Consider the following 15614-nt stretch of genomic DNA (forward strand, 5'->3'; position numbering starts at 1 on the left):
CGCCAAGTGTCATCCTCTGCCTCTTTTCAGCTTACGGCACATGTCAGCGCCTGCCAGCATGATGCGGATGCCGAAACCTCCTCCACCCACCTCCCTTACTGGAAACTCCAGCGTCAGATGGCACGCCTGCACAAGTTCTTGTTCCGCGCGACGCGCGACGCGCGGCAAGCTGGGAGGCATCTTTCTGAATCCGCCCGTGCTGCTGCTCAACCATGTCGGCCGCAAGTCCGGACAGGCCCCGGTGCCCTATCTCGACGACACACCCCGGCTGGTCATCGTCGCGTCGAAGGGCGGCGTAGATGCCCACCCGGCGTGGTTCCACAACTTGATGGCGATGGCGACCACCGAGGTTGAACTGCCCAGCGGCGAACGCAGCCGGGTCCGTCCACGCCTCGCCGAAGGCGACGAGCGGGCGGCGCTGTGGAGGCGACCGGAGGTGATGTACAAACCGTACGCGGCCTACGCGACCTACACCGAACGGCAGATCCCGGTGGTCGTGCTCGAGCCCGCCCCTGCGTGATCATGGTCATCCGGCGGCACGGCGTGGACCGTGCCGCCGGACGCGGCGCCAATGCGTCGCTCGTGGCCTGGCGAGGTAGCTTCGGCCACCTCGTCATTGCGGTCGGTGAGCCAGCCGAGAAGGAGCCCGTCCATCGCCGTGGTGAACACGCGGCAGGATTCCAGCAGTGCACGCGAAGGCTGCCGGTCATGAATCGCGGCCTCTAGCCATGACCAGGAAAACACGGCACAAGATCCTTTGAATGTGGGTTTGGGCGTATGTGGGCCGAAGCCTGGGAGATCCGCAACGCGAGCCTTCAGAGATATCTGGCCCCTCCACCAGGGCAGGGGGTCCGACCCACGGCTTGCTGTGGACATACCACCGCTATACCGCCGGCGTTTAGCATTCTTCGCGGTGCTCTGATCACAGGCGGAGCACCGCGAAGTTCTCTGACGGACAAGGATCGAATTTCATGCGGAAGCTCTCCACCTCGAAGATGCTCGCCACTGTTGTCGGGGTCTCTGCGGCCTTCGCCGTACTGACGCCGGCCACGACCGCCACGGCCTCCACCACCACCACCGCCTCCTCGAGCGTCTCTTCGGCCGGCTGCAAGGACAAGTGGAGCAAGCTGAACACGAAGGACGGCTTCGTCAGCTACGTCCTGAAGCTCTGCAGCAACGGCTACGGCGAGGCGCGCGGCAGCGTGACGGACACCAAGAGCGACGTCTGGACGACCGTGGTGGAGGTCTCCTTCAAGAAGAGCAACGGCAACGAAATTTACGGTGGGTACAAGGAGGCCGGCCGGAAAAAGGGCCACAAGAGCTTCAAGTGGTCCACGACCCGCACCAACCTCGACCGAATCACGATCAGGGCGAAGCGCTGCCTCCCGGGCACGATCGTGTGCAACAACACCAAGACCTACACGCTCTACCCCTGATCTGAGGCGCGGCAGTCGGGTCGCCAATGGTTGTCGGTTTTGGCGAGATGGCCGAGAGCTTGCGGAGTTATCGGGCCGCGGGTACCTTCGTGCAGCCGAGGCGCCGCCGCGACGGGGGTCAGAGAGATTTGGAACGGAATCCGGCGTTAACGGGGTTCCCGCAGGTCAGCGAGCCGACCCTGTCCCTGCTTCCGAACGCGGCCCGCGCCGGATTCCGTTCGGTTTCACAATGTGACATTGATCTACCTACCGTCACAAGAAGTAGCACTTGGTAACGGTTGTATCGCTCTGATGACGCTGTGTCTGATGGGTCATACGTTGCGTGCATGCCTGTCGACTTCCTGAGCGACTCAGAAGCGTCGAAGTACGGCCGTTACGACGGTCCGCCCTCCCGGGCCGAGATGGAGAAGATCTTCTTCCTCGACAACGAGGACATGGCCCTCATCAAGGGGCATCGCGGCCGGCACATCCGGTGCGGCTTCGCCCTTCAGCTCGTGACCGTTCGCTACCTCGGGTGCTTCCTGGCTGACCCGCTGGAGGTGCCGAACGAGGTCCTGGACGTCATTGCCGCCCAGCTGGGCATCGAGGATCCCTCCTGCGTGAAGCGCTACACCGAGCGGGACAAGACACGGCTGGAGCACACCTGGGAGATCGCCAAGGCGTTCGGGCTGAAGGACTTCGCCGCGGCCGAGACCGAGCTGGCGGGCAAGGTGCGGGCGCACGCGTGGAACACCGGCGACGGTCCGACCGCGTGCTTCCAGTACGCGGTGCGCTGGCTGCGGCAGAACGACGTGCTGCTGCCCGGGATCAGCACGCTGACCCGACTGGTGGCACGCGAGCGGGAACGGGCCACGCGGGAGTTGCACGACACCCTGGCCGCGCTGCCCAGCGCGCAGCAGCGGGCGGTGCTGGACCTGCTGCTGGAGGTGCCGCCAGGCAAGAAGGTCTCCGATCTGGAGCGCTGGCGGACCGGCCCGTCGAAGGCGTCCGGGCCACAGATCGTCAAGTCGCTGGATCTGGTGGCCGAGATCGGCGGCACCGAGCTCGGCCGGCTGGAGCTGGACGCCGCGGTGCCGCAGCGGCGGCTGGACGAGCTGGCCCGCTACGGCCTGACCGCCCACTCGGCGCAACTGAAGAAGCATCCCGCCTCGCGGCGGCTGGCCACTCTGCTGGCCACCGCGCAGCGGCTGGAGACCAAGACCATCGACGACACCCTGGAACTGCTGGACCTGCTCATGGTGACCGAACTGCTCGGCAAGGCGCAGCGGGAGGCCGACAAGCAGAAGGTCGTCAAGCATCCGCGGCTGGCCAAGGCCTCGGCCTGGCTGGCCCAAGCGGTGGAGGTGCTGCTGGAGGCCGAGGGGTGGACCGAGGACGTGCGGCTGTTCGAGGTGTGGGAGATGATCGACGCGGTCGTGCCCCGCGCCCAGCTGCGCGCCGCGGTGGCCACCGTGACCGGGCTGGTGCCGCCGCCGGACGCCGAGGACGACGGCGGCTGGCGGGCGGCGATGGCAGGCAAGTACGCCACCGTGTCCGGGTTCGTGAAGCTGCTGACCCCGGTGATCGCCTTCGAGGCCAACGCCGAGGGCACGCGGGTACTGGCCGCGATGAAGGCCCTGCCGGACGCGCTGGCCTACCGCTCGCGCCACCATCCGGTCACGGTACTGCCGCTGCGGCTGATCGACCCACTGGTGGTGAGTGGACCGTGGAAGCGGCTGGTGTTCGGCCATCCGGCCCGCACCGACAAGCTGGTCGACCGCAACGCGTACGTCTTCTGCGTGCTGGAGCAGTTCCACCGCCACCTCAAACGCCGCGAGATCCACGCGCCCGCCTCCAGCCGCTGGCGCGACCCGGACGCCCAGCTGCTCAAGGGCGCGGCCTGGGCGGCGGTCAAGGACAGCGTGCTGACCGACCTGGGCCTGCCCGAAGACCCCGCGGAGCTGCTGGCCGAGCACGCCGAACGGCTGGATCGCGCCTACCGGGTGGTGCGCGCCGGGCTGGCCGCCAACACCTCCGTCACCATCGACGACGACGGCAAGATCCACGTGGCCAGCGTCAAGGCGATCGACGAGCCACCGTCCCTGATCGACCTGCGCAAGCGGGTAGAGGCGATGATGCCGCGGGTGGACATCTCCGAGGCGGTCGTGGAGGTGCTGGGCTGGTGCCCGAAGTTCATGGAGGCCTTCACCTCGATCGCCGGCACCGGCCCGCACCTGGACAACCTGGACATCTCGGTGGCCGCGTGCCTGACCGCCCAGGCGCTGAACATCACCTACGGGCCGATCGCGGTCAAGGGCGTGCCCGCGCTGGAACGGCACCGGCTCGGCTACGTCGACCACACCTACCTGCGCGCCGACAACTACGCCGCGGCCAACCCGCACCTGATCGCCAAGCAGGCCGGGATCGGCTTCGCCCAGGCCCTGGGCGGCGGCCTGGTCGCGGCCATCGACGGCATGCGGTTCATCGTCCCGGTGCCGTCGGCGTACGCCCGGCCGAATAAAAAGTATTTGGGCCGAAGCGCGGAATAACCTGGCTGAATATGATCAATGACCAGGCGTTCGGGATCGCGTCGAAAATTGTGTCCGGCACCGACCGGGATTGCTTGCACGCGCTGGATGTCATTTTCGGATCGGGCGAGGGTCGCCGAGCCGATGTGATTGTCACCGATACCGGATCTTACAGCGATCTGGTATTCGGGCTCGCACATTTACTCGACAAGGAGTACCGGCCCGCCCTGGCCGATCTGCCGGACCAGAAGCTGTGGCGGGTGCAGGCCGACGCTGACTACGGGGCGCTGAACGCGCTGGCGCGCGGGCGGCTGGACCTGGGCAAGGTGACCCGGTGGTGGCCGGACATCCTGCGCCTGGTCGGCTCCATCTACACCAGCGCCGTCAACCCCTACGACGTGGTGCGGATGCTGCAACGTGATGGCCGGCCGACCGCGATGGGCGAGGCGATCAACACCTACGGCCGGATTTTCAGGAGTTTGCATGTGCTGGCGCTGATCGATGACGAGGGGATGCGGCGCGGCATCAAGGGCATCCGCAACCTTCAGGAAGGCCGCCACGATCTGGCGCAGAAAGTGTTCCACGGCCGCAAAAGCCAGGTGTTCCAGCGGTACTACGAGGGAATGGAGGACCAGTTAGGAGCATTGGGCATTGTTTTGAACTGCCTGGTGCTGTGGAACACCGTCTACGTCGACGATGCTTTGCGCCTGCTACGGGAGCAGGGCTATCCGGTGCTGGATGACGACGTGGCCCGGCTCAGTCCCTTCATCCGGAAACACATTAATGTGCACGGAAGGTATTCGTTTCAGCGGCCGCAGTTGGGCGGCGGCCGGCGGACCCTGCGTGATCCTGACGCCGACGATGCCGACGATGAGGATTGACGGGCGGAAGAAGCCAACGGTCTGCCCGAGGGCGAGGTGGCGGGCATCATCGGGTGCCGACGATCAGGCGGTCGGCTCCCTCGACCCTTTGGGCTGCGCCTTTCGCCCAGTGCGAGCTGGAAGACGCGGGCGCGCAGCGCTACGAGTCGACGATCGCGGACCTGGACAAGACCGTGGCGTACCTGGCGGACCTCACCAAGATTCTCACTCTGGTGATCGGCGATATTGAGGAAGACGACGACCCGGACTCACCTCTCAGCGGTCCACGCCAGACAGACAGTGAGACCAAGAGGCGCCGGGCCGGTCAGCGTCTGGGCAGTCGAGTGCAAGTGCACCCAGCCCCGCCGCCTCCAGCTGACCCCGCGCGCTGGAGGACGGCCGATCATCAGCGGATTGCGCGAGAAGCGCTTCGCCGTCGTCGAGCAGAACGAGGGAGCCCCGTATAGATCGCATCACAGAACAACAGCAGAAAGAGCGCCTCGCCGACACGGGACGCTCTTTCGCGCGCGGAGGATGTCAATGGCGTTCCCGCCACGGTCAAAGGATGATCATAACGCGTGCGACCAGCGGAAATACCGCGCACCGCGGCGACATACCCAGCCCTGACTTTGTCGATGAGAGACGGCTTCGGTTGACAGTCAGCCGGTGCCGCCGGGCTCGCCCTCGGGACATGCGCGAAGGCCGGCAGGTGCCGCCATTCCGTCAGGCCGACGCCGCGCCGAAGGCGACGGCGTGGTCGGCGACCCACTGTGCGTAGGTGAAGGGCGGTCGGCCGGTGACCTGTTCGACCGTCGGCAGGACCTCCGTGGGCTTGCCGACTCTCGCGGTGAGCAAGTTGACGTAATCGTCGATCCCCGGAGCGGGCATGCCGGCGCGGGCCATCTGGTCCCGGAACCAGTCCTCGGACTGCTCCTCCCACCGCAACGGCCGCCCGATGGTCTCCGCGATGACGCGTACGCGGTCGATCTGGGTCAGCGACTGCGGTCCGGTCACCGAGTACCCCTCGCCGGCATGCCCGTCGAGGAGGCTGCGGACGGCGACCGCGGCGATGTCGCGCGGGTCGATCGGGGCCGTCGCGGCCTCGCCGTAGCGTCCGCGTACGACATCGCCGGCGATGATCTGGGGCGCCCAGACCAGGTCGTTGGTCGTGAGCCCGTCGGGCCGCACGAAGGTCCACGCCAATCCGGACGCTTCGACGGATCGTTCGAGCCGCAGGTGCATCTCGCCGACCCAGCCGGGCTCGGGCCACGTGACGGATACCGAGGACAGCATCACGACATGCCGCAGGCCGGCTCGCTTGGCCACGTCGAGGAATCCGTCGACCCCCTGGAAAACGGGGAACAGGAAGGCCCGCTCGATGCCGGACAGTGCCTCCGGCAGGGTCTCCGGCTGGGTCAGGTCGCCGGTCACGACCTGGACCTGGTCAGGGAAAGCATGGCCGCTGGGGTTGCGGGTCATGACGCGGACCTTCTCACCCGCCTTCAGGAGTTGGCGGACGACGTGGGAACCGACGTTTCCGGTGCCACCGGTTACCAGGATCATGGTGAGGATCTCCTCTAGCTTCTTGGTTTCTTCGAGCGGGCGGCCGGTCGGTGACGATCGCGTCACTCGACCAGCCGTCCGGTGGATTCGAGGTCAGCGGTAAGTTCCACAAGGCGCGTGGATCGTTTGCGCGGTGTCCTGACGACCATGAGGCGCCGGCGACCCGATCCCTGTGACATTTGCGGTCTCCCATCAGACGCACGCCGAACGGTTACCTCGGCGCCTTCGGTCGCGTCATGACCATGACGAAGTTCGCGCAAGGAAGGTAACGACATGACCGGATCAGGTCCTCACGAAGCACTGGCGGGAGCCTTCGAACAGCAGCGCGAGCGCCTGGTGGCGGTCGCCTACCGGATGCTCGGGTCGCGGGTGGACGCCGAGGACGCGGTGCAGGAGGCGTGGATCCGGCTGGCGCGGCAGGACGCGGCCGCGATCGACAACCTGGCGGCCTGGTTGACCACGGTGGTCGGCCGGGTCTGCCTCGACGTGCTGCGCTCGCGTAAGAACCGGGCCGAGCTGTCGTACGAAGACTGGCTGCCCGAGCTGGTGGTGACGGTGGACGGCGGGGCGGCGCCCGAGGAGGACGCGGTGCTCGCCGAGTCGGTCGGGCTGGCACTGCTGGTGGTGCTCGACACCCTCACGCCTACCGAACGGCTGGCGCTCGTCCTGCATGACATGTTCGCGGTGCCCTTCGCCGAGATCGGGGAGATCATCGGCCGGTCCGCCGACGCGACCAAGATGCTCACCAGCCGCGCCCGCCGGAAGGTGCAGGGCACGTCGCGGCCGGAGGAGGAGCCGCGGCGGCAGCGAGCCGTGGTCGACGCATTTCTTGCCGCGGCGCGCAACGGGGACTTCGAAGGGCTCGTACAGCTGCTTGATCCGCAGGTGACCTGGCGCACGTACCACCCGCAGGGCGTGCTGACCACGGTCGGGGCGGCCGAGGTGGCCGGCCCGGTCCTGCGCGGCATCCGGTCGATGACCTCGGCGCTGGCGGTCCTGGTCAACGGCGAGCCCGGGTTCGTGGCCTGGGGTGCGAACGGCAAGGTGCTCGGCGTGGTGGGGTGCACCGTGGTCGACAGCCGGATCGTCGAGCTCCTGACCGTGAGCGACCGCAAGCGCCTCGACACCATGAATCTGCCCGCGCGACCCGAGTAGCGCACGTCCGTCGCATGGGGTTGTTACGTCTTGGCGGAGGGCTTCGTCGTAGTGGTGCACGCATCCGAAGACGAAGGAGATTGAGATGGACACCCGGATCAACTGGATGGGCACCGAGGTCGGGTCGAAGTGGGCCAAGTACATCATCTCGTCGAACAAGGTCATCGCCGACTCGGCGCTGCCGAAGGCGGTGCAGGAGCTGGTGAAGATCCGCGCCAGCCAGATCAACGGCTGCGGCGGCTGCCTCGACATGCACACCAAGGACGCCGCGGCCGCAGGCGAGAGCATGGTGCGGATCAACTTGGTCGGGGCATGGCGGGAGACGACCGTCTACACCGAGGCGGAGCGGGCGGCGCTGGAACTCACCGATCAGGGCACCCGCCTCGCCGACTCCAGCGGCATCACCGATGAGGCGTGGGCGAACGCGGCCAAGCACTTCGACGAGGATCAGATGATGGCTCTGGTGGCCCTGATCTGCACGATCAACGCCTTCAACCGGCTGAACGTGATCACCCGGACGCCCGGCGGCGACTACCAGCCCGGACAGCAGTTCATCTGACGCGGACATTCCCCCTCAGGCTCTCAGGCGGACCCGGGACCCCGGGTCCGCCCCGCGGCCGCCACCCCCAGACACTCTGCCAAAGAGAAGACTCATGAACATCGCACTGTGGATCATCACCGGCCTGCTGACCGCCCTCTACCTGTTCTCCGGCTTCGGGAAGCTGTTCGTGCCACGGGAGAAGATGGCCCAGATGGCCAACGCCGCGCGCTGGGTCCTCGACTTCAAGCCCGGCACCCTTAAGGCCATCGGAGCGCTCGAGGTCCTCGGCGCCGTGGGCCTGATCCTGCCCGCCTTGCTCGGCATCGCGCCGGTACTGGTACCGCTGGCGGCTAGCGGCCTGACGCTGCTCATGACCGGCGCCGTGATCATGCGGATCCGCCGTGGCGAGACCAAAGCCGCGCTGGTGGACGGGAGCTACCTTGCCCTGGCCGCCTTCGTGGCGATCGGCCGCTTCGCACTGGAACCCTTCACCGGCTGACCGGCCCGTCATCCGGGCGGGATGCGGGCCGCGATCCGCTCCTGCGGGTGGGCGCACTCGCCGAAGGGCAGCGACAGGGCAGGGCGTGCTCGATGAGCTTCTGTGCGCCCTGGTCGGCGACATGACCGGGCGGCTGCGGTGAAGGTAGCCAGGGATGACCACGACGCAGCGCTGCTGGCTGAAGAGCGCGCCGTCGAACGGCTGACGCGACTCAGTCGATCCCTTCCGAAAAGGGGTCAATGCGCCCGAGATCGCCACATGCCCACGGGAGCGTCTGGCTCCTCGCACCAAGGTGTGAGGGGCCAGTCAACATGCCTTACATGCCTGAAAAGATCACTCTCACGAGAATCGACCGAACACGGCACCGCCTCGCCGATGCGCGGCGATGTCACCCAAGAGGCACGCCCTGACCACCGTCCGGGTCTGCCACCCAGTGTCAGGAGGACATGTGCAACGTGGCGAAGTCTGGTGGGTCGCGTTCGACGAGCGGCGGCCGGTCGTCCTGCTGTCGGGAGACGACGCGTCCGGGATCCGGGCGATGCAGGTCGTCGCTCCGGCAGGCGTCGACCTCAGCGGTCTGGGCGTCGAAGTGGCAGTAGGAACCGGAGAAGGATTGCCCTTTGAAGGCGTGCTGCGGATAGCGTTCCCTCGTCCAGGCATGACTCCTTGCACGTGGCTGACCACGGTGTCCCGGGACGACCTGATCGAGCAAGCGGGCGTCCTGTCCTCCGCGAAACTCAGCGAGATCGAGGATGCCCTCCGCCTCGGAGAGCAGGCGAAGGAGTGGACCCCAGCAACGACCGCGAAACTCAGCGAGATCAGGGACGCACTCCGTCTCGGTGGACTCAAGCAGGCGGACAAGTAAACCACGTCCTGGACGACCCACTCGCGTGGCCGGCGAGGCACAGCGCATGCTCGCCCCCGGCCGGCGCATCGTGCTGATCGGGCAGGCCTGGGACACCTTCGTCATCGACGCCGGGCCTACCCGGTCATACTCATGTACGTGATAATGGTCCATTATCACGTACATGAGCGATCACGGCGGCACGGCGACCAGGAGAACACCTCGCCGGGGCGGTGCGCGACTCCGGCACGTTATCCGGGACATCACCCGGACCGGCTCAGCGAGCATCGCCCGGCGGCCGGCATGAGCGCCGCACCGAAGATCACCGCTCTGCGCGGCGAGCACGTCACGCTCGCCGCGGCCGCCGACGCCTTCCTCGCCACCGCGCGTACGGCCAACCCGAACACCCACCGTGCCTACGCCTCGGCCATCGACCGCGTCGCCGCACTGCTGGGCCGGGACCGTTCGCTCGCCGACGTCACCGACACCGAGATCGGCGCCGCGCTCGCCGAACTGTGGGGGACGAGCGCGCCGGCGACCTGGAACCGTAACCGCGCCGCCATCACCTCCTGGCTGACCTGGTGCCAGACCAAGAAGCACTGGGCCGCCCCATCACTCCCGGCTGAGGCCGAACGCCGCAAGGAGAGCGACAACGAGACCCGCGCGGTCGCCAAGACCACCATCCACCGGCTGCTGTTCCGCCGGGACATCCCGCTGCGCGAGAAGACGCTGTGGCGAATGCTCTATGAAACGGCGGCCAGAGCCTCGGAGGTCCTGGCGCTCAACGTCGAGGACTTGGACCTGGAGCACCGCCGCGCGCCCGTCCGGTCCAAGGGTGGCGCGATCGAGTGGGTGTACTGGGAGCGCGGCACCGCCCACCTGCTGCCCCGGCTACTCCGGCTCCCGGACGGCAGCACCCGCACCCACGGTCCGCTGTTCCTGTCCGAGCGCCGCCCGGTCCCCGCCCGCCGTCCGGCCGCCGCCGACATCTGCCCGCACACCGGCCGCGCCCGCCTCGGCTACGACCGCGCCCGCGTCCTGCTGGACAAGTACGCCGGTCTTGACCTGCACCAGCTACGCCACAGCGCCGCCACCCACCTCGGCGAGGCCGAAGTCCCGCTGCAGCTCATCATGGGCAAGACTCGACACAAGAACCCCCGCACCGCCATACGCTACATCAAACCCGGAGCCGAGGCCATCGCCAAGGTCACCGAGGTCCTGGCACCCCGCCGCCGTACCCACTGATCACTGAGTGGCGGCTTACCGGGAAGTCAGAGGGAGTCCCGGCCAACGAAGCAGGCAGGCACAGACTCCGAGATCAACAGCGCGGTGTGCAACCGAACGGAATCCGGCGCGGACCGCGTTCGGAGGCAGGGACAGGCTCGGCTCGCTGACCTGCGGGAACCCCGTTAACGCCGGATTCCGTTCCAAATCTCTCTGACCCCCGCGTAGATCGTCAGGAGCGCCCAGTCGTTGGCGCTGGGGCTCTACGACTTCGTGGAACGTGGCGGACACGTCGCTGGTGCCACTGGACCGGGCGCATTGCCTGCGGCGGTGTACAGGTCTCGTCAGGGCCGAGGTGTGCCCAGGGCGGCTACGACTCGGGAACGTCGGTGTGAGCCGTCGTCGCACCTGCGGGCGTGGTTCGTCCCTTATTGATCGCGGCGGCCACTGCTGCGCCGATGCGCTTCAAGGCCATCAGGTCGCGCGGTTCGAGCGAGTCGATCAGATATTCGCGGACTGCCGCGACATGTCCGGGCGCAGCCGCGACCACGACGTCGTATCCAGCCTCGGTGAGGGTGGTGTTGGTGCGGCGACCCGCACCGGGTATCCGGGACCTGGCCAGCAGCCCTCGCTTCTCCAATCGTCCGACGACGTGGGACAAACGTGACAGCGACGCCGACGTGCGCACGGCCAGCGCGCTCATCTGCATGGTCCGGTCCGGCTCCTCGGAGAGGACCGACAGCACCATGTACTCGAAGAAGGTCATCTGGGACTCGCGCTGCATCCGCGTGTCCAGGGCGGCAGGCAGGCTGATCATGATCGCGGAGTTGGCCAGCCACGCTGCCAGTTCTTCGCTGTTCAACCATCGCGGCTCGTCGTCCGACCCGACGAGCGACTCCGTACCGGCCGCTGTGCCGCGAGGCTCTTCTGTGGCTGCCGGCGTTGTCACGCGGGATGCGGAGCCGTCCTGCCCGGCCCTCTTGCCTTGCCGCTGAGCACCCGCTGTCTTGGCCATGCGGCCAGCCTATGACGGCAGTTATTGACGCATCAAGTTCGAGACAGTAGAACTTGACGCATCAAGTTCATCTTGATGGGTCAAGTTTCTGCCCGGTCGACGTACCGGCTGTGGGCCTGGCGCACCGATCCAGAAGAGGAACACTCGATGCAGACCACGTCACTCGGCGGGCTTGAGGTCTCGCGCCTTGGTCTAGGAGTCATGGGCATGTCCGCCTTCTACACAGGCAAGGACGAGTCCGAGGAGGACTCCGTCCGCACCATCCATCGCGCTCTGGACCTCGGTGTCACCCACCTGGATACCGCCGAGGTGTACGGGGACGGCGCCAACGAAGCCCTGTTGGGCCGGGCGGTCAGGCACCGTCGGGACGAGGTGGTGCTCGCCACCAAGTTCGGCCTGGTGTCTCACACGGCCGGCCCGGAGCGGACAGCACGCCGGCGAACGTGCGACGCGCTCTGGAGGGGTCGTTGCGGCGCCTGGGCACCGACCACATCGACCTGTACTACCAGCACCGGGTCGACCCCCACACCCCGATCGAGGACACCGTCGACGCCCTGGCCGACCTGGTCACTCAGGGCAAGGTCCGCTACATCGGCCTGTCCGAGGCCGGCCCCGCCACCATCCGCCGTGCGCACGGGGTCCACCCGGTGGCCGCGGTCCAGAGCGAGTACTCGCTGTGGACGCGGGCCCCGAGACGGAGGTGCTGCCGGTGCTGCGCGAGCTGGGGATCGGTCTGGTGCCGTATTCCCCGCTGGGTCACGGCTTCCTGACCGGGAGCATCCGTTCCCTGGACGGTCTGGACGCCGACGACTGGCGTCGTACCAACCCGCGCTTCACCGGCGGCAACCTCGAACGCAACCTGCGCATCGTCGACGAGGTCCGGGCCGTGGCGGCCGAGACCGGAGCCACTCCCGCCCAGATCGCCCTGGCCTGGCTCCTGGCCCAGGGCGAGGACATCAACCCCATTCCCGGTACCCGGCGCGTCGAGCGACTTGAGGAGAACATCGCCGCCGACGGGATCCGACTCACCCCGGACCAGCTCGGCCGGCTGAACAACCTGACCCCCGCGTCCGGCGACCGCCATGACCGGAACGGCATGGCCGCCATCGACCAGTGAAGGCGGCTCGGCGACCGAGCCGAACCGCACGAGACGACCGTGTCTCAACCGCAGAAGACCGAGCAGCAGACCGAATGGAGCAGCAGATCATGGCAAGCAGTGTGATTCGTGTCGGGATCATCGGCGCGGATACGAAGGCGAGCTGGGCCGGGGCATCGCACATCCCCGCCTTGGCGGCCCAGCCGCAGCTCGTGCTGGCGGCGGTGGCGACCCGACGCGCGGAGAGCGCACGAGAGGCCGCCGAGCTGTTCGGCGCCGAGCGCTGGTACGCCGACCCGTACGAGCTCATCAGCGACCCGTCGATCGACCTCGTCACCGTCGCCGTCAAGGTCCCGGCACACCGCGAGCTCGTGCTCGCGGCCCTCGCGGCGGGCAAGGCCGTCTACTCGGAGTCCCCGCTGGGCGCGGGCGTTGCCCAGACGGAGGAGATGGCCGCGGCGGCCGGCACCCTGCACACGGCGATCGGGCTGCAGGGGAGCCTCAACCCGTCGGTGCGCCGGGCCGCCGAGGTCATCGCGCAGGGCCGGCTCGGGCGGCTGCTGTCAGCCCGAGTGTGTGAGTTCCAGTGATTAATGGCCAGTAAGTTCCGGCGTTATCTGGCCGAGCTGGTGCGGCACTGGCAGAAACGCACTGCCGTGGTGCAGGCGTCTCGCCTGACGTCAGCGCTTGCGGCGTCGGGCGGCGGGGTCGTGTTCGGCGGTGATGCGGGCGGAGGTCTCCTCACCCAGGCGCACGTACCGGCCGAGGCTGGACAGGTGCTGGTGACGGGACTTGGCCTGCAGCTCCGGCGCGGTCCGGCCGGCGGCGGCCAGGTGGGTCAGCGCGCTGTGGCGCAGCTGATGCAGCGTCCATCCCTCGCCGTGCGGGTCGAGCTCGGCGGAGGCGGTCTTGAACAGGTACTCGGCGCGTGGGTAAGACAGGCGCCCCCGGCCGGTGATGGGACAGATGTCGGCGGCTGCGGGGGTTCGGGGTCCGGAGGTGGGGGCGCGGCGGTCGGCCAGGCAGACGGGGCCGGCCTCGCGGCCGCCGAGCAGGCGGGGTAGCAGGCGGGCGGTGGCGGTGGCCCAGTGCACGTATTCGATCGCGCCGCCCTTGGAGATCACGCGGGCGCGGCGGAACTCAAGGTCGAGGTCTTCGACGTTGAGCGAGAGGATCTCTTCCGCCCGAACCGCTGTTTCGTAGAGGAGCCGCCACAGCACTCGTTCCCGCAACGGGTGCTGGTCGTTGGTGAACAGTTTCTCCAGCCGCGTCTGTGGGATGGCGCGGTCGTCGCGGCGGGCGGTGGTGCGCCGGGTCAGGCGGCGGGCGGGGTTGGTGGCGAGGAGGTCTTGGCGCTGGGCCCAGGTGGTGAAGGAGTCCAGCGCGGACAGGTGCCGGTTCCAGGTGGCGGCGGCCGCATCGTCCCAGGTGGCCATGACGGCGGCGTAGTGGTCGGGATCGAGGTCGGCGACTGGGTGCTGCGGGCCGGTGACGGTGGCCAGGCGGGCCAGGGTGCGGGCGTAGCTGCGGCGGGTGGTGGCCACCTGGAGCGCGTCGAGGAAGCGGGTGGCGGCGCCGGCCACGGTCGAGCGGTCACCGGCGGGGCCGCTGGGGAGCACGGCGGGTTCGTCCGCGCCGGGCGTGCCGGGGAAGGCGACGACCGCCATGACGGGCCTCCGTGGGTGATGTGACAGATAACACTACCGAGTCGGCCCTGCCTGGGTGAGTGCCGAGCTGCGTGAACGTCGGGCTGACACGGCATCTGTGACAGGTAATGCGAATTCTGTGTCAGCCGAGACGGTTGCAGTTGGCCATGCACGGTGCGTTCCTATCAGGAAGCGGGACAGCTATGCCGGTATTGCTCACCGGGGATGTACTGCTGCCATTCCTGAGGCGTGAACGGCTGAACCGCGATGCTACAGACCGCTCGAAGAAGATCAGGCGGCAAGGCGACGTCCCATATCCGCACCGTCCCGTCGTCGCCGGCGCTGGCCAGGCGCCTGCCGTCCGGGCTGAACGCCATTGAGGCCACCGGGCCGGTGTGGCCGGTCAGGGGGGCGCCGATCTGGCGGCCGGTGTCCGCATCCCACACCAGCACCGTCTGGTCGTCGCCGGTGCTGGCCAGGCGCCTGCCGTCCGGGCTGAACGCCATTGAGGTCACCGGGCCGGTGTGGCCGGTCAGGGGGGCGCCGATCTGGCGGCCGGTGTCCGCATCCCACACCAGCACCGTCTGGTCGTCGCCGGCGCTGGCCAGGCGCTTGCCATCCGGGCTGAATGCCACTGAGGCCACCGGGCCGGTGTGGCCGGCGAGGGTGCGGATTGGGCGGCCGGTGTCCAGATCCCACACCAGCACCGTCTGGTCGTCGCCGGCGCTGGCCAGGCGCCTGCCATCCGGGCTGAACGTCACCGAGGTCACCGGGCCGGTGTGGCCGGCGAGGGTGCGGATCTGGCGGCCGGTGGCCGCATCCCATATCTGCACCGTCTGGTCGTAGCCGGCGCTGGCTAGGTACTTGCCGTCCCGGCTGAACGTCACCGAGTACACCGCGCTGGTGTGGCCGGTCAGGGGGGCGCCGATCTGGCGGCCGGTGGCCGCATCCCATATCCGCACCGTCTGGTCGTAGCCGGCGCTGGCCAGGCGGGTGCCGTCCGGGCTGAACGTCACTGAGGTCACCGCGCTGGTGTGGCCGGCGAGTTCGCTGGTCTGGCGGCCGGTGGCCGCATTCCACACCCGCACCGTCCCGTCTACGCTGGCGCTGGCCAGGCGCTTGCCGTCCGGGCTGAACGTCACCGAGGTCACCGGGCCGGTGTGGCCGGCGAGGGTGCGGATCTGGCGGCCGGTGGCCGCATCCCATATCCGCACCGTCTGGTCGTAGC

At 68.2% G+C, this 15614-nt stretch carries 12 protein-coding genes and 3 pseudogenes; 11 read left to right on the forward strand and 4 right to left on the reverse strand.

What is annotated here, in order from left to right:
* Positions 1-67 precede the first annotated feature (67 nt).
* The 3 genes and pseudogenes from ACIBQX_RS43405 (at position 68) to ACIBQX_RS43415 (ending at position 4824) form a co-directional block, all read left to right on the forward strand.
* A complete protein-coding gene (locus ACIBQX_RS43405; RefSeq protein WP_397015527.1) occupies positions 68-520 on the forward strand; it encodes a nitroreductase/quinone reductase family protein in 453 nt (150 codons plus the stop codon).
* Between the two features lie 451 nt (positions 521-971).
* Complete coding sequence (locus tag ACIBQX_RS43410) at positions 972-1436, forward strand: hypothetical protein (protein ID WP_397015328.1); 465 nt, start codon at positions 972-974, stop codon at positions 1434-1436.
* Positions 1437-1762: 326 nt separating this feature from the next.
* Positions 1763-4824 (forward strand): annotated as a pseudogene (locus tag ACIBQX_RS43415) (Tn3 family transposase).
* Between the two features lie 702 nt (positions 4825-5526).
* Here the strand turns inward: ACIBQX_RS43415 and ACIBQX_RS43420 are convergent.
* Entirely contained in the window at positions 5527-6366 is an 840-nt protein-coding gene (locus tag ACIBQX_RS43420) for an NAD(P)H-binding protein (protein WP_397015330.1), read from the reverse strand.
* Between the two features lie 273 nt (positions 6367-6639).
* On the opposite strand from ACIBQX_RS43420, the gene ACIBQX_RS43425 reads away from it, so the two are divergent.
* The 5 genes from ACIBQX_RS43425 to ACIBQX_RS43445 all read left to right on the forward strand — a co-directional run bounded on the left by ACIBQX_RS43425 (position 6640) and on the right by ACIBQX_RS43445 (position 10650).
* Entirely contained in the window at positions 6640-7521 is an 882-nt protein-coding gene (locus ACIBQX_RS43425; protein ID WP_397015332.1) for a sigma-70 family RNA polymerase sigma factor, read from the forward strand.
* 85 nt (positions 7522-7606) lie between these two features.
* The gene (locus ACIBQX_RS43430) at positions 7607-8080 is read left to right on the forward strand and encodes a carboxymuconolactone decarboxylase family protein (RefSeq protein ID WP_397015334.1); all 474 of its coding nucleotides are present in this window, start codon (positions 7607-7609) and stop codon (positions 8078-8080) included.
* A 94-nt stretch (positions 8081-8174) separates the two neighbouring features.
* The gene (locus ACIBQX_RS43435) at positions 8175-8561 is read left to right on the forward strand and encodes a DoxX family protein (RefSeq protein WP_357631771.1); all 387 of its coding nucleotides are present in this window, start codon (positions 8175-8177) and stop codon (positions 8559-8561) included.
* Between the two features lie 448 nt (positions 8562-9009).
* The gene (locus ACIBQX_RS43440) at positions 9010-9426 is read left to right on the forward strand and encodes a type II toxin-antitoxin system PemK/MazF family toxin (protein WP_397015337.1); all 417 of its coding nucleotides are present in this window, start codon (positions 9010-9012) and stop codon (positions 9424-9426) included.
* A gap of 144 nt (positions 9427-9570) precedes the next feature.
* Positions 9571-10650 (forward strand): tyrosine-type recombinase/integrase, encoded by a 1080-nt coding sequence (locus tag ACIBQX_RS43445; RefSeq protein ID WP_397015529.1) that lies wholly within the window; start codon positions 9571-9573, stop codon positions 10648-10650.
* A gap of 349 nt (positions 10651-10999) precedes the next feature.
* On the opposite strand, the gene ACIBQX_RS43450 is transcribed toward ACIBQX_RS43445, so the two are convergent.
* Entirely contained in the window at positions 11000-11644 is a 645-nt protein-coding gene (locus tag ACIBQX_RS43450) for a MarR family winged helix-turn-helix transcriptional regulator (RefSeq protein ID WP_397015338.1), read from the reverse strand.
* A gap of 207 nt (positions 11645-11851) precedes the next feature.
* Here ACIBQX_RS43450 and ACIBQX_RS43455 point away from each other — a divergent pair.
* From ACIBQX_RS43455 to ACIBQX_RS43465, 3 genes and pseudogenes are all read left to right on the forward strand, one after another.
* Positions 11852-11977: pseudogene (locus ACIBQX_RS43455) on the forward strand (aldo/keto reductase); the annotation flags it as partial.
* 110 nt (positions 11978-12087) lie between these two features.
* A pseudogene (locus tag ACIBQX_RS43460) lies at positions 12088-12761 on the forward strand (aldo/keto reductase).
* A gap of 89 nt (positions 12762-12850) precedes the next feature.
* Positions 12851-13330 carry a Gfo/Idh/MocA family protein gene (locus ACIBQX_RS43465; RefSeq protein WP_397015339.1) on the forward strand — a complete coding sequence of 160 codons (480 nt, stop codon included), beginning with the start codon at positions 12851-12853 and terminating at the stop codon, positions 13328-13330.
* A gap of 90 nt (positions 13331-13420) precedes the next feature.
* Here the strand turns inward: ACIBQX_RS43465 and ACIBQX_RS43470 are convergent, their stop codons facing one another.
* Positions 13421-14407 carry a tyrosine-type recombinase/integrase gene (locus ACIBQX_RS43470; RefSeq protein ID WP_397015340.1) on the reverse strand — a complete coding sequence of 329 codons (987 nt, stop codon included), beginning with the start codon at positions 14405-14407 and terminating at the stop codon, positions 13421-13423.
* 164 nt (positions 14408-14571) lie between these two features.
* Positions 14572-15614: WD40 repeat domain-containing protein (locus ACIBQX_RS43475; protein ID WP_397015341.1), on the reverse strand; the 1043-nt coding region annotated here is incomplete at its 5' end.

It is taken from the genome of Nonomuraea sp. NPDC049714 (assembly GCF_044465295.1).
In the GTDB taxonomy this organism is placed as follows: Bacteria; Actinomycetota; Actinomycetes; order Streptosporangiales; family Streptosporangiaceae; genus Nonomuraea.

What these genes read in the sequence shown, in the direction of transcription:
- ACIBQX_RS43405 (WP_397015527.1), top strand. Translation starts at nt 68, where the DNA reads ATGCCGAAACCTCCTCCACCCACCTCCCTTACTGGAAACTCCAGCGTC.
- ACIBQX_RS43410 (WP_397015328.1), top strand. Translation starts at nt 972, where the DNA reads ATGCGGAAGCTCTCCACCTCGAAGATGCTCGCCACTGTTGTCGGGGTC.
- ACIBQX_RS43420 (WP_397015330.1), bottom strand. Translation starts at nt 6,366, where the DNA reads ATGATCCTGGTAACCGGTGGCACCGGAAACGTCGGTTCCCACGTCGTC.
- ACIBQX_RS43425 (WP_397015332.1), top strand. Translation starts at nt 6,640, where the DNA reads ATGACCGGATCAGGTCCTCACGAAGCACTGGCGGGAGCCTTCGAACAG.
- ACIBQX_RS43430 (WP_397015334.1), top strand. Translation starts at nt 7,607, where the DNA reads ATGGACACCCGGATCAACTGGATGGGCACCGAGGTCGGGTCGAAGTGG.
- ACIBQX_RS43435 (WP_357631771.1), top strand. Translation starts at nt 8,175, where the DNA reads ATGAACATCGCACTGTGGATCATCACCGGCCTGCTGACCGCCCTCTAC.
- ACIBQX_RS43445 (WP_397015529.1), top strand. Translation starts at nt 9,571, where the DNA reads ATGGTCCATTATCACGTACATGAGCGATCACGGCGGCACGGCGACCAG.
- ACIBQX_RS43450 (WP_397015338.1), bottom strand. Translation starts at nt 11,644, where the DNA reads ATGGCCAAGACAGCGGGTGCTCAGCGGCAAGGCAAGAGGGCCGGGCAG.
- ACIBQX_RS43465 (WP_397015339.1), top strand. Translation starts at nt 12,851, where the DNA reads ATGGCAAGCAGTGTGATTCGTGTCGGGATCATCGGCGCGGATACGAAG.
- ACIBQX_RS43470 (WP_397015340.1), bottom strand. Translation starts at nt 14,407, where the DNA reads ATGGCGGTCGTCGCCTTCCCCGGCACGCCCGGCGCGGACGAACCCGCC.